We start from the raw sequence: 16,195 nt of genomic DNA, 5'->3' as shown, positions 1-16,195 counted from the left end.
AAAAAACAAAAAACCTGTTCAAAAATGAACAGGTTTTTTGTTTTAGTCGGGATGACAGGATTTGAACCTGCGACCCCACGCCCCCCAGGCGTGTGCGCTACCGGGCTGCGCCACATCCCGATGATGTGTTGGGAGGGCAAAAGTAAGGAGAAAAAACTATTGGCGCAATTGCTTTATGAAAAAAACGTAGTGCCAGATACTGTGTCTTAACGGGGAGACTGGACAAAAAATGAAAGGCGGGCTTTCGCTTTCTCAAAAAAACGACGGATTATTGTCCATGGCTTGTTCAGCGCGATGGAGAAACGAACCATGGAAGGGATATAAGCCAACTCAGGGAAATCCTTTTGAAGAAACTGGTGGGCATTTTCTTCAGTTTTCGAGTATTCTTCTGGGTTATTATCGCTTACATGGCCACTCTTTGCGGGGGTAAATGGAGCATGGACCATATGGGGATCAAATGGAAAATGAAGAAATTTGTAGCCGGAATTCACCATTTCATAAAACCAAACTGTTCCCCAGTCAGTGCCGTGCCAGGCTGCACCAAGCGGAAGCATTTTTCCTTTGGGATATGCTAGTTTCTGGTAAAGCTCAGTATTGATCAGACACGCGTACTCATTGAGGCGGCATTCAGGCAAAGGATACGTTTGGCCTTTTTCGATTAAGTTATAGTGAATAGCTTCACGAGCGGGAGGGAGAGAGATGACATTCAGGTACTTATTCAATAAATCCCGGTATTCCTGGGGTTTGGGCTGGAACTGCTCAAAGCGTGAGCCGTCACATTTTTGCGCAGCCAAAGCTGGGCAGTTCCAACATTGACCGATCATACCAACTCCCGCTATTTCCTCCTCAGCATCGTTTACCTGTTCCAGCATCATTCCCAGAAGATCGGCCTGGTAGAGGCAGTCGTTGTGGGACAAAAAATGAAACTTCTTATCGGTATTTTCCAGACCATACTGATACTTCAAACCATATCGTGTATCCCGATCGCCCAACGAATCGATCGGAGGAGAGCCATGATAGTAAAAGTGAACAGGGTAATAATATTCGACTGGCAGTTGCTTAAGAGCCCACTGTAATAATTTTACACCTCCATATTGTTGATAAGGTTGGTTTTTCTCGATAACCAAGTAGATGGTTCCGATATGCTGCCGACTATGCTTCCACAAGGTCAGTAAGGTAACGATAGTTTGATATGGCTTTCCGTAGTAATTAACGCTAACATCTACTTTGTTGATACTCATGTAAAAAGCTATTGAAATTCTGCCGCGAGGTAAAGATATACGTGTTAAATCGCTTGAGCCGGTGTAAATTCCAAACTCATCAAAGCCGCAAAGCTAAACGATAGAAAAGATAAACCGGGCGAAGTGATCCTGTTATTGTTTCCCGGTTTGCGCAACGGATCTCTCCGATGTTTCATCCTGAAAAAGACAATCCGTAAAAAGATACAAATCGGCATGATAATTGATACGAGGACTCAATAGTATATAATGGACAGAAAAAAGGCGACTACATGCTCTAATTCTATTCATTTCTCTGCTTTAATGCCTTGCAATCAAAAGGGGTACCAGGGAAAATTCTGCAGCAAAATTTTCTATTTTCGTTTACGAAACGAGCTTGAAAACTCCTCTGCTGGAGATTGCTTACCGGCAGTACTAATCCTGATGTTTTTTCTTTCGTAACTGTCATGTACAAATAACTCAAGCTATTGATTTTGAGTTAATGACTTTTTCCTTCCGCCGGAACCACGGCGGTTCTATCCTTCCGAAAACTACGCTGAAATCCGACTCTTACTCTGGATGAATTGGCAAGCAACGAACTCGGTCGCCCACGGAGACTTTGCCCTCTCGTCTTCGATTTGCAATCATCTTGGCTTGATTGTTGCTCCTGTTTGCGCAATCAAATATCCCCCTCTACCCCATCAGAAATACATTTTCAAATAAATAGCAAACAGCTAAGTATGAGTAAAATTTACACGACCATGGGGGTAGTGTACGCATTTCTTATTGTTATTCTTGGCAGCTTGACCATGCGAATCACGGCTGCCGGAACACCGATAGCACCGCCCGGACAGCCTCGTTACCTGAGCATGTCCATTACCAATGTGGAAGACGACGACAGCTACCTGCCTCTAATGGAGAGGGCGGCGAGAGCAGGCGTGAACTCCTTTATACTTAATGTCAACTGGGATCATGTGTACCGAAAGCGGGGTGCCGCCGCCGACTGGAGTCAGATAGACAAGGAAGCGGAACTTGCTAAGCGATTGGGCTGTAAAATCTTCCTGCGGATATGGGTGGCCCGCCATAGTGATGGCAAAGAAGGGGCTGAGGGCTGGTGGCCCGAAAACGTCCGTCCTGTTTCGGGTGACGGAGTACGCCATAAGGATCTCAACGGATTTAGCTTTTCGGCTCCTGACGCTGTGAATGAAGCCAAGGGCTTTGTACGGGATGCAGCGGAACATTTTCGCCCCCGTCAGCAGGCGGGCGAGGTTGTGCTGGTGACGGTCGTAGCCAATAATGCGGCTGAGGTAGGTTTTAGTGTAGATGCACACAATCCGGCCAGCAACAAGAACGAGCTTCAGTTGTTCGATTATTCCTTTTATTCCAGAAAGGAATTTAAAGAGTGGGTGCAGGCAAAATACAAAACGCTCGCTGAATTGAACAAGACCTGGGGATCGGACTATTCCCGCTTCTCGGATATCGAGCCGCCTTATATAAAGGGTGATGTCTGGAGTGGACATTACGGTAACATAGGTCTGGATTGGTACCTTTTCCGGCATTTTGTCTTAAAAAGAACCGTCGATGGTTTTACGGATGTCGTCAAAGGGGTGGATGGCAGCTACAAGTACTACAACGACATGGGGAGCTGTTACGATGGTTTGAGCGTCTTGAGGGGCACGCTTGGCTTTATTTCTATAAATGCCAAAGCAGATGGTTTTAAGGTGAACGATAATCACCATTATCCTCACCGCTTTGCCGCCGATCTGATGCGCTCCAATCTACCCGGCAGAATCATCGGAAACGAACTGGGAAACGATAACAGCGTCGACATAGGGGTTTACCGCGATTTTATCAACGAGACCTACGAACACGGGGCCGATTGGTTCAATCTCTTCGGGATTGACCGCGATTTCAATTTCGCACGCTACGAAAACCTTATCAAAGAAATGGCCAGCAAGTGGCTCAATAAGCCTGTCCAGGAAGTAAAGCCAACTCAAACGGTCACTTACACACTCACAGAAGCCATTCGGCAGGGTACAGGCAAAGTGCAGGAAAAATGGCGGGACGAATACGCGAAAACCAAGACACCGATCCGGGTGCTGTTGATTGAGGACCTGCTCGACGCTACGCCCCCAGCAAATCAGCCCCCTCTGGTCAACAAGATTATCCCCGACCAGCAGGGCAAGGTCGGGCAGACCTTTGCCTACGAGATTGCGGCTGGTACTTTCACCGATCCTGACGGGACCATCGCCAGCCTGACTGCCAGAGGACTGCCTGATGGCATCGTGCTGACTGACCGCAAGCTATCGGGCACTCCCACCGTCAGCGGCGAGTTTGCCGTGACAATCACAGCCCGCGACGACAAGGGGGCCGAAGTATCCGCTCAGTTCAGGTTCCGCGTAAATCCTAAAGACAATAATGGAGTCAACCAACCGCCCGTGGTCAGCAGAATTATTGCCGACCAGCAGGGCAAGGTCGGGCTGGCATTCAACTACGAGATTGCGGCTGGTACTTTCACCGACCCTGACGGGACCATCGCCAGCCTGAGCGCCAAGGGTCTGCCTGATGGCGTCGCGCTGACTGACCGTAAGCTATCGGGTACCCCTACCGCCAGCGGCGAGTTTGCCGTGACAATCACAGCCCGCGACGACCAGGGGGCCGAAGTGTCCACACAGTTTAAGTTCCGCGTGGACTCAAAGGAAAGCGGAAACGTGCTGCCCCTGGTCAGAAAGGCCATTCCCGACCAGCAGGGCAAGGTGGGCGAGAATTTCGACTACACGATCTCGAAGGAGACTTTCTTCGACCCTGACGGCCCCATCATTGACATTGTGGTCAAGGGCCAGCCCGGTGGCTTGAGCCAGAGCGGCTGGCGATTGTCGGGCACACCCACGGCGAGCGGCGAGTTCATCGTCACGGTCACGGCGCGCGACAGCCGGGACGCGATAATCGCCACGCAGTTCAAGATCACGATATCCCCGAAAGAAGGTGCGAACCAGCCCCCATTGGTCAGCAGAATCATTCCCGATCAGCAGGGAAAGGTCGGACAGTCTTTTAGCTACGATATTGCGGCCGAAACCTTCACCGATCCCGACGGTACCATCACGGGCATTACGGCCACGGGCCTGCCCGAAGGCCTGAGCCTGAACGGCTGGAAGCTTGCCGGAACACCAACGGTGAGCGGTGAATTTATGGTAACGGTTACGGCCCGAGACAACCAGGGAGCCACGGTCTCCGCGCAGTTCAGATTTAAGGTTGTTAAAAATGACAGTATTAATAAGCCCCCCATTGTCAGCCGTCCCATCCCCGACCAGCAGGGTAAGGAGCGCCAGGCATTCAACTACGAAATTGCAAAGGGAACCTTTACCGATCCTGATGGAACCATTGCCAGTATCACGGCCAAAGGATTACCGGCTGGAATAATCTTTTCCGAGGGCAAGCTGTCGGGTACCCCCGGTTTGAGCGGCGAATTCGTCGTGACAATCACAGCCCGCGACGACAAGGGCGCCGAAGTGTCCACACAGTTTAAGTTCCGCGTGGACTCAAAGGAAAGCGGAAACGTGCTGCCCCTGGTCAGAAAAGCCATTCCCGACCAGCAGGGCAAGGTGGGCGAGAATTTCGACTACACGATCTCGAAGGAGACTTTCTTCGACCCTGACGGCCCCATCATTGACATTGTGGTCAAGGGCCAGCCCGGTGGCTTGAGCCAGAGCGGCTGGCGATTGTCGGGCACACCCACGGCGAGCGGCGAGTTCATCGTCACGGTCACGGCGCGCGACAGCCGGGACGCGATAATCGCCACGCAGTTCAAGATCACGATATCCCCGAAAGAAGGTGCGAACCAGCCCCCACTGGTCAGCAGAATCATTCCCGATCAGCAGGGAAAGGTCGGACAGTCTTTTAGCTACGAGATTGCGGCTGGTACTTTCACCGATCCCGACGGTACCATCACGGGCATTACGGCTAAGGGATTGCCTGAAGGCATCGTGCTGGCTGACCGCAAGCTATCGGGCATCCCTGTTGTCAGCGGTGAGTTTATGGTAACGGTTACGGCTCGCGACGATAAGGGAGCCGAAACCGCGACGCAGTTCAGATTCAGGGTGGCCGGGAAAGACGCCGAAAACAAACCTCCTTTGGTTAGCAAGGCCATACCCGATCAAAAGGGCAAAGTAGGTCAATCCTTTACGTACGAAATTGCGAAGGAAACCTTTGTTGACCCTGATGGAACGATCGCAGGTATATCAGCTGCGGGTTTACCCAATGGACTGAGCCTGAATGGCTGGAAAATCACGGGTAGTCCCTTGACCAGTGGTGAATTCGGCGTGACTGTTACAGCCCGCGATAATCTGGGTGCCGAGGTATCCACTCAGTTCAAAATTTCTGTAGACAAAGCTTCGCCTGCTCCGACAGCCAACATATTCAGCCTGTTCCAGGCGGGTAACTTCCTGACCCGGCGTTTCCTTCACTATATGGAAGATGGGGACACCCTCCGGGGCGACGACGCCAAGTTGATCGTCAATATCCTGGTGTCGCCCAAGACAGGCGCAGTAGGGAGCTACGTCTTCAAGATGGAAGGCCCTTACTCGGTAGGCAGTACTGATAACAGAGCTCCTTACGGCGTTTTTGGTGACAATGGAGGCGTGGTATTTACGGCAGGCCGCTACACCCTGAATGTCAAATCTTACGAAAAGGCCGACCGTGAAGGTGCTCAGCTCAGCGACGAAACCATTCATTTTGTGGTGGTGGATGATGAGGGAAACCGCAACATTCCCCCTGCATTGGTAAAGCCGCCGGTCGAACTGTTTGCCAAGGTCGGCACGCCCTTCGCCCGCCGTCTTCCGGATAGCACCTTCGTAGATCCCGACGGCGTACTTACCGCTTTTGCTTTCACGGGTCTGCCCGACGGACTCAAAGGCGACGGGACGCTGATTTCGGGCACCCCTACCAAGGAAGGAGTGTTCACGGTGGTGGTCCGGGTGACCGATAACGGTGGGGGCGCGGCAGAGGCTACATTCAAGTTCACCGTTTCGGCAGACAACCTTGCGCCCATTGCGATCGGTACGATTCCCGACCAAACGGCCCCGGTCAATCAACCTTTCAGCTATACTATTCCGGAAAGCCATTTCAGTGATCCTGATGGAACCATTGCCTCAGTCACGATTCTGGGGCTCCCAGAGGGATTGACCGGCAGTGGAAGAACCATATCCGGGACACCTGCCAAAGCAGGAAAATATCAGCTGGTAGCGGTGGCAAAAGACAACGCTGATGCCACTGTGCAGCTCACCTTCAACCTGACGGTATTGGGCGAAAATCGCCCGCCGCTGGTGGCCAAAGCCATTAATGACCAGGTAGCAGACAGCAGTACCGTATACCGCTTTGTAATTCCTGCAGGTACTTTCGTCGATACCGACGGAAAGATCACACGTTTGGAAATCTCGGGTCTGCCCGCTGGGATAAGCGCCAAAGGCGACACGATCAGCGGTCGGCCCACCAAGGTGGGTGAATACACCGTGACCGTGCGGGCCTTTGACGATAAAGAGGCCTCCGTACAGCTTACGTTCCGCCTTACGGTGTATGGCAATCGCCCTCCTCTGGTGGCCAAAGCTATCAACGACCAGGTGGCCGACAGCAACGCCGTGTACCGCTTTGTAATTCCAGCAGGTACTTTCGTCGATACCGACGGGAAGATCACACATTTGGAAATCTCGGGCCTGCCCGCCGGTCTGAGCGCCAAAGGCGATACAATCAGCGGTCGGCCCACCAAGGTGGGTGAATACACCGTGACCGTGCGGGCCTTTGACGACAAGGAAGCTTCCGTACAGCTTACGTTCCGCCTTACGGTGTATGGCAACCACCCGCCTCTGGTGGCAAAGGCCATCAACGACCAGGTGGCCGATAGCAACGCCGTATACCGCTTTGTAATTCCAGCAGGTACTTTCGTCGATACCGACGGGAAGATCACACGTTTGGAAATCTCGGGTCTGCCCGCTGGACTAAGCGCCCAGGGCGATACAATCAGCGGGCTTCCTGCTCAGGCAGGCGAATATACCGTGACCGTGCGGGCTTTTGACGATAAAAACTTCTCCGTGGAGCTTACTTTCAAGTTGACAGTCCGGGGCAACCGCCCTCCGCTGGTGGCCAAGATTATCGAAGACCAGGTAGCCAGTAGCAATGCCGTGTATCGCTTCGTGATTCCAGCAGGTACTTTCTTCGATACCGACGGGAAGATCACACGTTTGGAAATCTCGGGCCTGCCCGCCGGTCTGAGCGCCCAGGGCGACACGATCAGTGGGCGCCCAACAGAAGTGGGCGAATACACCGTGACTGTACGGGCTTTCGACGACAAGAACTCTTCTACCCAGCTTACTTTTAAGCTTACGGTCGGGGGAGGGAATACGCCTCCGGTTGCCCAGCCTGTTCCCGACCTCTTAGCGATCATGGGTCAGATTTTCCGGTTCGATGTGAAAGAATATTTCAAAGATTCTGACGGAACGATCGCATCGATTAGCTATGCCTCGGCGTTACCGCCGGGCATCACTGCAAATGGTTCGCTGCTGGCCGGAAACCCTACCGCTGCGGGTAACTACCCCATGAAGGTGACGGCTGTAGACGACAAAGGCGCTTCAATCACGGTGGAATTTATGCTGAGGGTAGAGCGAGCCGAGTTGCACATTATCCTATATGAGCCAGGAGAACAGCCCAAGAAAGTCAGGGAAATTTCGAACGCCGATATTATTGCCATCAGTACTCTGCCTGCAAATCTCGATCTCTACGTGGAAAGTAACGCCGATGTCAATTCGGTGAGCTTCGAGCTTACGGGGCCTACTAATAAGAAACACACCGACGAGCTGGCTCCTTTTGGTTTGTATGGCAATGGTTCTGGGTTTAGTCCTCAGGTGGGTACTTACAATCTGAAAGTGACCGCCTACCGAAACAACACCGTGGTAACCACCCGCTCTATTCAATTCGACATTATCAAAGCGAACAACATGCCGGTTCGGCTGGGCGTGGAGGAGAGCGATGTTTTCCCGGCCGTGGAGTTGTGGAAAGCTTATCCCAATCCTTTTGTGAATCTGGTTAAGGTGCAGATGGATGGAGAAGACTTTACCCCCAAAGCCGTGGAGGTTTTGTCGGTAGAGGGGAAAAGCACACTACTGGATCAGTCCAAATGGCGTGTAGAGCGATCATTGCTAGAAGTCAATCTAACGGAGGTCGCGACGCGGTCGGGCATTTATTTTCTGCGGATTACCGGGCAGGACGGCCAACCACACACGTTGCGGATCATGAAGTCCGAGAAAAAATAGAAAGTTATGAAATAGAACACATCACCCGGTCTGTTCGTTGTAAAAAGAAACAACGCAACGAACATGACACTTTCCATTCATAAACTGCTGGCTTGGTCAGCACTATTTGTACTAGTCGCCTGTGGCAATGGCCAGGACGACGGCTCCGGCAACCCTGTAACCCCCACGCCCCCCGGCGCGGTCAGCTATAAAGTGGCGGAAGCTTTTCCGGGACTTAAATTTGCTGACCCCGTGGAGCTGGTTAATGCAGGCGATGGTACCAACCGCTTATTTGTGGTTGAGCAGGCGGGCACGATCCGGTTTTTCAACGCGGCGGGAAACCCTTCTTCAGCCACACTTTTTCTCGATATAAAGAATAAGGTGAAAAGTGGCGGCGAAATGGGGTTGCTGGGCCTGGCCTTCCATCCTGATTTCAAAAGCAATGGGTATATCTACGTCAACTACACCCGTGATAGCCCGCGGGAGTCCGTTGTGGCCCGTTACAGGGTAAGTAACCCCGCCACGGGCGCTGCTGATGCCGGTAGTGAGACCATCCTGCTCACTTATGAGCAACCATACTCAAACCACAATGGTGGGGCGGTGCATTTTGGACCGGATGGGTACCTGTACGTTTCGACGGGGGATGGCGGTAGCGGAGGCGATCCCAAAAATAATGCCCAGGACAAGACCAGCCTGCTGGGTAAAATATTGCGGCTGGATGTCAACGCTACCGGGAAAGGCAACTACGGTATTCCAGCGGACAACCCATTCCGGGGTGACAACAACGGGACGCGGGAGGAGATTTATGCCTACGGACTGCGGAATCCATGGCGGATCAGTTTCGATCCGGCCACCAATAAGCTCTGGGCGGCTGACGTCGGACAGAATCAAATCGAAGAAATCGACATCATTGAGAAGGGAGGCAATTACGGCTGGCGTCTAAAAGAAGCGGATGACTGCTTTAATCCTAAGAACAACTGTCAGGAAGCCGGACTGATCGACCCTGTGTGGGACTACACTCACGCCAACGGCGATATTTCCATCACAGGCGGCTATGTTTATCGTGGCAAGAAACTACCCGACCTGGTGGGAAAGTACGTGTATGGTGACTACGCCAGCGGTCGAATCTGGGCGCTGGAAGTACCCGCAAACGCAGCGGCGAAAAATGACCTCGTAGTAAATAAATCCGCGTCGATCTCTGCATTTGGCGTTGATGAGCAGAACGAACTGTATTTCTTCGATTATAGCGGCGGAAAGATCTTGACACTTACCGCCGCGGAATAATTGCAAAAATTCAAACAAAGTAGGGGCGGACACATAGGTTCGCCCCATTTGCGGCAGCTATCGGACGACACCCGGGTTCGCAGGTGTGTGCCGGCTGGCTTTACGAATCTGACAATTTTTTGATCGGGGTTAGCTGCACTTTCCGAAATTCCACTTCGGATCCTTCCGATTGTAGCGCAATATGGCCGCTGCTGGCCGTGGCGTCATAGCCGTAGTTGACATAATCGTTATTCATCCAGACTTTTATAGAATTGCCCAGGCACTCGATGGTTAGCTTATTCCATTCGCCCACGGGCTTTTCCGAGCCGTCGGTAAGGTTGGGAATGCGACGCAGTTTGTCTCCGTTAACACCCCATTTCTCCTTTGGACCCCGGCGTTTTTCCATGTCGGGGACCACGATATCCTCCTGGATACACCAGAAATCGCCCGCATTGGTGTGCATCATCTGCACTTCGATTGACTTTGGGAACATGTCGTACAGGGCGCGCGGCGTCGAAACGAAAACCAGCGCTCCGCAGTTGCCCGGCTTTCCGGCAAATCGGTATTCCAGTTCCAGTCGGAAATTACTATAGGTACCATCGGTGATGAGGTGACCGCCGGGCGTCCCGAGGCTGACCAGCAGCCCATCGCGCACCACAAAGGGCATTCGCGCTGTGGTGTCGGTATCCATGGCAGGGACGTCGGCATGCCAGCCGTGCAGATTCTTGCCATTGAAAAGGCTTTTACTATCGGGCTGTGCGCGGGAGCAAGCCGCAGCACTGTTCAATACAATGACTGCGAGACAAAGGCGGGGAAAGAGATTTTTCATAAATAAATTTTTTCCAGATAAGAACCGAAGGTGCCTCAACTACTTGCCAGCGCATCTGACTGCCGAATCTAACATTTAACCAGCAAAACAACTTTCTTTCTAGTGATTCAGGTTTGCTTCGCGTAAGGCTAATTTAGTACCTTCGTAACCTTTTTAGTGCCAGAGGCAATTTTGTAAGAAACGAGAAAAGGTAGCAGAGCGTAGAATTCGAGCAGTAATCGCATGGGAAAACGCACATATAGCGTCTGGCTGACGATAATCCTTGCCTTGGGCTTCATGGTTGAAACTCAGGCTCAAAAGTTTGGTCCGGCCACTTTCGATCAACTTCCCCGCAACTTCCAGCTTTATGCCCGCAACGACAGCAACCAGGCTGTCGTGCCGATTTCCGGCCGGGTCAGTAGCTTGGGCTACCGTTTTGTTTCGGTGGTGATTTACCGTAACAAACAGCCGTTGGCCTACCAGCGCAGCCCGCTTATATATGCGGAAAAAGACAGCTCAGCCCGTTTTAGTTTCAACCCCAAAATCAAAGCCGAGTTAGCTGATTATGATTTTGCAGTATACGTGCGCCGGGATGGGACAGACTCCACGCTGGTGGTGCGCCGGGACGACGTCGTGGCAGGGGATTTCTTCGTTATCAACGGACAGTCCAATGCTATCTCCACGGGACACGATCCCAAAGACCTCAATTTTTCCAGCAAATACTGCCGTACCGTAGCGCGGGTGCCTGACTCCGATCCGGATTATTACGCTAAGGATACCCTCTGGCTGCAGTCACATTCTTCGTGGCCTTCGGTGGGGGTGTGGGGGCTCGATCTGCAAAGGCGGATTCAGGAATCCTTCAAAATACCCACCTGTGTTATCAATGGAGCGGTACCGGGTTCAGGCATTCAGAAGCACATCCGGCGTGACAGCAGCTCGATTCACACTATTTACGATTTGCTGCGGCTTCGGGTGCGCAAGTCGGGAGCTAGCCGAGTCCGTGCTTTTTTCTGGCTGCAGGGCGAAGAAGATGTGCTGGCAAAAATTCCCGGTTATGTTCAGAAATTCGATACACTGTACCACTATTGGCAGCAAGATTTTCCCATGGCAGACACCTTTGTCGTCATGCAGATCAACCTGCTCGCCAATCTGAATCCCGAAGCAGGAACGATTCGAGATTTTCAGCGTCGCATTCCAATTTTGTATCCCAAAACTACCCACTTTGCCACGGTAGGACTTGCCGGGTATAATGGCATACATTACAGCCTGGCGGGCTATGTAGAACTGGCACGGCAAATGTTCAGGTTTATCTCGCCTGGCATTTATGGCACGATGGGTGAAGTAAACAACCGATCGCCCGATGTCCGAAAGGTATTTTACACCTCCAACCAAAAAGATGCCATCGTTCTGGAATTCGACGAAGGCCAGGAGATATCCTGGCCGACTGATACAATCGTGACAGATAAGCAAGGGAAGCCAGTTTCGTTGCGGGGAAGGGATCTGTTTTTCTTTGGAGAAAACGATTCCCTTACTCTCCCGATTGCCGCGCATCAGGTATTGGGAAACCGCATTACCCTGACGCTCGACTCGGCCATCGCGACCCACCGACTGTCCTATCTGCCTTCTTTTGTCGACAGCACGGCCTTTACCGTATTTCCAGGTCATTTGTTACGAAACAGAAACGGTCTGGCGGCATTTTCTTTCCATAGTGTCCCGATCAGGGATGCGCTGATTATCGAAAATTTCAGGAAAGACACCTTGAAAGAAGAAGCTGAAAAGACCATCAGGATTAGTTGGGAGCCTGTCGAGGATGATTCCGTCCGGTATATTTTGGAAAGGAAAAAGGAAAGGGAGCGCACGTTCGTTTCCGTTAGTGATTATGATGGCCAGTCAATCTACTTTCTGGATGTGGGGCTGGAACCCCAAACCCGATATACTTATCGCTTGCGGGCCATAAGCTCCCGGTCGGAATCACCTTTTGTCGAACTGACAGTAGCTACGGATTCCGTAGCCGTGACAGATACGACCACCGAGGAGGAGGATATAATACTATCCCTGAATCCCGGCGCAACGAGCTACTGGATTGCTTACCCGAACCCCAGCCGCGACTATATTACAGTTAATTTTGAGAAGGCCGTGACTGGCCAATTTGCACTTTACGACCTCAAAGGTTCGGTTGTCGGGCAAAAAACGTTGAGCCGGACGACTCAGGCAACCCTATCTGTCCAGGGGGTAGCAGCAGGCAGGTACCTTCTTCAATTTCGGGACGAACAAGGCGGGCGATCGTCGCGTCATATTATGGTGGAATAAGCACCGCCCCACGTGATTACTCTTTTTGTAAGGGCAACAGGAACAGCGCAAGTAAATCCTTTGTCTGGATAGCTTACTTTTGATATTTCCATAAAAAATTGAAATATGAAACGTAACTATTGGCTTGCAGGCCTGCTGGCAATTGCCTCGCTTCTGATCGTGACCTGCACGAGATCAGTTAACTCTAACAATCAGGCGCAGGAAACCAGGGTACTTCCCGAATCAGGCTTCGCCGAGCCCTTCGTTGTGGACGACAACCCTTCCCCCGCTCCCCTGACCCCCGAGCAGGCACTGCACTCCTTCCGTTTGCCCCAAGGCTACCACCTCGAATTAGTAGCAAGTGAGCCGATGATTACCGAACCCGTAGCCATTGCCTGGGACGGCAATGCCCGGATGTACGTGGCCCAGATGGAAACCTACATGCAGGATGTGGAAGGTACGGGCGAACACGAACCTACCAGCCGTATCCTGCTACTGGAAGATACTGATAACGATGGCAAAATGGACAAGCGGTCGGTGTTTATCGATAAGCTGCTGCTTCCACGTGCCATCCTTTGCGTGGGCCGTGAATTGCTGGTGAGCGAAACCGATACTTACGACATGTATGCTTATAAAGATACGGACGGTGACGGTGAAGCCGACCAGAAGCGGCATGTATATAAAGTAGGCCGGAAGGCTCCCGGCAACCTTGAACACCAGCGCAGCGGTCTGGACTGGAACCTTGACAACTGGATTTATATTACCGTGGACCCGGTACGCTTCCGTTATAGAAATGGCATGATTGAGGCAGATACGCTTACCAGCGGCAACCTCGGGCAGTGGGGCCTTACGCACGACAACTACGGACGGCTCTTTTTCAGCCAGGGCGGGGCCGAGAACGCGGGCATCGGCTTTCAGATCAACCCAAAATACGGCCAGCTCAATTTCCGTGATGCGTACGATGAAGCCACCTTTGGCCCCGTCTGGCCCATCATTAAAACTCCGGACGTGCAAGGTGGCCTGAAGCGTTTGCGCCCCGACACGACCCTGAATCACTTTACGGCGGGCAACGGCCAGTCTATTTTCCGGGGCGACCGCTTGCCCAAAACGCTCGTAGGCGATTACCTCATTGCCGAACCCGTGGCCCGCATCATTCGCCGGGCCAAGGTAGTGGATAGAGCCGGCAAAACTACCCTGGAAAACGTGTACGACCACGAAGAATTCATTGCTTCGTCGGACATGAATTTCCGGCCCGTGAATACCTACACCGGCCCGGATGGCTGCCTGTACATCGTGGACATGAACCGGGGCATCATCCAGGAAGCCACCTGGGTCGGCAAAGACAGCTACCTCCGTCCGCAAGTGCAGCGGCTGGGACTGGACGCCAATAAGCAGCGGGGCCGCATCTACCGCCTGGTATATGACGGTTTGAAACCGGGCCCTCAGCCCCGGATGCTGGACCAAAAGACGGACCAACTGGTGAAGTACCTCGATCATCCCAACGGTTGGTGGCGTGACAATGCTCAGAAGGAAATCGTGCTACGCGGCGATAAATCGGTCGTTCCGGCCCTGCGACAAATGACCCTGGGTGAGAAGGGAGCCTTATCCCGCGTTCCTTCGGCCCTTGGTCAACTTCATGCCCTCTGGACACTCGAAGGGCTGGATGCGGTAGACAAAGAGTTACTTTTCGCACTGATGCAGTCATCCGATGCCCAACTACGGCGGGCGGCGATCTGGAACAGCGAGCCTTTTCTCAAAATGGATGATGCACAGACACTGACCCGGCTGGCAACCCTGGAAGAAGATCCCAGCTACGATGTTCTCACGCAGTTGTTATTATCGCTGAATTACAGTCAATCGCCCCAGGCCAGAGCCGTAGCACAGGGTATCCTTGCTAAAAATGCCGGCAACGAAATGCTTGCCGCCGTGCGGGAAAGCCAGGAAAAGAACGAAGCCATTCGTACTTACGGCTCACGATTGGGCAAACTGGATGCCGCCAGCCGCAAAAGGGTACTGGATGGGGCGATCACCTTCAAGTCGCTTTGCGCCACCTGCCATGGGGCCGAGGGCAAGGGCTCTCCGACCAATCTGGCCCCCGTGCTGTCGGGGAACGCCCGGCGAATGCTGGGCAAGAAGGAAGAGGAAATCAAAATACTGTTGCACGGCCTGACGGGGCCGATAGAGGAAAAAACCTACCCCGACCTGATGCCCCCGATGGGTGCCAACAGCGATGAGTGGATCGCCTCCGTCCTGAGCTATATCCGCTATGACCTGGCCTACGCAGGTCAAAATCCGCCGCGCAATAATCCGGAGACCATGGAAAAAGTGCTGGTGAAACCCGAAGAAGTCAGGAAGGTCAGGAGCCAAACCGCCGGGCGCGATCATGCCTGGACTTGGGAAGAGCTGGACAAAGCGGCGCAGTAGGCGATTTTTAGAGTTTAAGCAACACCAATAAAAGGCCACAAGAAAAAAAAATCTTGTGGCCTTTTCTGGTTGATAAAAAGCAGGTTACGTCAAAGGTCTAACGCTTCCCTGTATTTATTTAGTAGACAGGAATAAACCCTCGGCTTCTCTATCCTTCTAACCCATGTACTTTTCAAAAAGGCTTTGAGGAGACACTATTTTTTTCACCCGCTCATCTGTTTTTATTAAAAACTAAGGAGCTTAATTTGAAAAACCATGAAAAAGCTAATCGGAATGACCTTGATCGCAAGTGCTATGTTTGCATGTAATGGCGTAAACAATACCAATCCCGCCAACCCCTCAACCGCTGAGTTGCAGGCCGAGTTGACGCAAGTCAAGCACGAAACCGAAATCCTGAAACTACAACACGAACTTGATTTGGTAAAAGCCCAGCAAGAGGGCACCGACCCCGCACTTTTGGCAGCTCTCGAGAACACGAATGCCCGGAATGCTTATCTGGGCACAGCGTTGCCAGCAGATTCACGCCGTACTCAGCAAGTTGACAATGAATGGACCCAGCACGAAACAACGTCGCCCACTGACGCTTATAGGACGACACCAACCGCTGATACTAAGCCCGCCGCGGAAGTGAAGAAAAAGGGCATGAGTACGCCTGTGAAAGGTGCATTGATCGGAGCAGGCGTAGGAGCCGCCACGGGGGCCATCGTTTCTAAGAACAACCGTGTGAAAGGAGCCGTAATCGGCGCCGTAGTCGGTGCAGGTGCGGGTGCCGGAACGGGTGTCATTATTGACAAGAGAAAAGAGAAGAAAGCAGAGAGCACGCCCTACTTCGCGTCAAATACTTTTCTGAGATAAAGAAGATTGTGCAAAAGAAGCGCGGCCCGACAGGATATCCTGCCGGGCTGCGCTTCTTT

Annotated in this window: 7 protein-coding genes and 1 tRNA gene; 5 read left to right on the top strand and 3 right to left on the bottom strand. The window is 52.4% G+C overall.

Features of this window, described 5'->3' with window-relative positions; translation table 11 throughout:
• Positions 1 to 46 precede the first annotated feature (46 nt).
• Positions 47 to 120: transfer RNA gene (locus IE117_RS22425), tRNA-Pro, on the bottom strand.
• An 86-nt stretch (positions 121 to 206) separates the two neighbouring features.
• Complete coding sequence (locus IE117_RS22420) at positions 207 to 1,241, bottom strand: hypothetical protein (protein ID WP_189567491.1); 1,035 nt, start codon at positions 1,239 to 1,241, stop codon at positions 207 to 209.
• A 716-nt stretch (positions 1,242 to 1,957) separates the two neighbouring features.
• On the opposite strand from IE117_RS22420, the gene IE117_RS22415 reads away from it, so the two are divergent.
• Positions 1,958 to 8,518: a putative Ig domain-containing protein gene (locus IE117_RS22415; RefSeq protein ID WP_189567489.1), complete on the top strand. Its 6,561-nt coding sequence runs from the start codon at positions 1,958 to 1,960 to the stop codon at positions 8,516 to 8,518.
• Positions 8,519 to 8,581: 63 nt separating this feature from the next.
• A complete protein-coding gene (locus tag IE117_RS22410; RefSeq protein WP_189567479.1) occupies positions 8,582 to 9,781 on the top strand; it encodes a PQQ-dependent sugar dehydrogenase in 1,200 nt (399 codons plus the stop codon).
• A gap of 100 nt (positions 9,782 to 9,881) precedes the next feature.
• Here IE117_RS22410 and IE117_RS22405 read toward each other — a convergent pair whose 3' ends face one another.
• Positions 9,882 to 10,589, bottom strand: coding sequence for a 3-keto-disaccharide hydrolase (locus IE117_RS22405; RefSeq protein WP_189567477.1), 708 nt, complete (start codon positions 10,587 to 10,589; stop codon positions 9,882 to 9,884).
• Positions 10,590 to 10,811: 222 nt separating this feature from the next.
• Here IE117_RS22405 and IE117_RS22400 point away from each other — a divergent pair, with 222 nt between their 5' ends.
• The 3 genes from IE117_RS22400 to IE117_RS22390 all read left to right on the top strand — a co-directional run bounded on the left by IE117_RS22400 (position 10,812) and on the right by IE117_RS22390 (position 16,136).
• Positions 10,812 to 12,878: a T9SS type A sorting domain-containing protein gene (locus tag IE117_RS22400; protein WP_189567475.1), complete on the top strand. Its 2,067-nt coding sequence runs from the start codon at positions 10,812 to 10,814 to the stop codon at positions 12,876 to 12,878.
• Positions 12,879 to 12,983: 105 nt separating this feature from the next.
• On the top strand, positions 12,984 to 15,281 hold the full coding sequence (locus tag IE117_RS22395) for a DUF7133 domain-containing protein (RefSeq protein ID WP_189567465.1): 2,298 nt from the start codon (positions 12,984 to 12,986) through the stop codon (positions 15,279 to 15,281).
• 255 nt (positions 15,282 to 15,536) lie between these two features.
• Positions 15,537 to 16,136, top strand: coding sequence for a YMGG-like glycine zipper-containing protein (locus tag IE117_RS22390; RefSeq protein ID WP_229581308.1), 600 nt, complete (start codon positions 15,537 to 15,539; stop codon positions 16,134 to 16,136).
• Positions 16,137 to 16,195 lie beyond the last annotated feature (59 nt).

It is taken from the genome of Persicitalea jodogahamensis (assembly GCF_014651615.1).
Lineage (GTDB): Bacteria > Bacteroidota > Bacteroidia > Cytophagales > Spirosomataceae > Persicitalea > Persicitalea jodogahamensis.
This window is presented reverse-complemented; position numbering and strand designations above follow the sequence as displayed.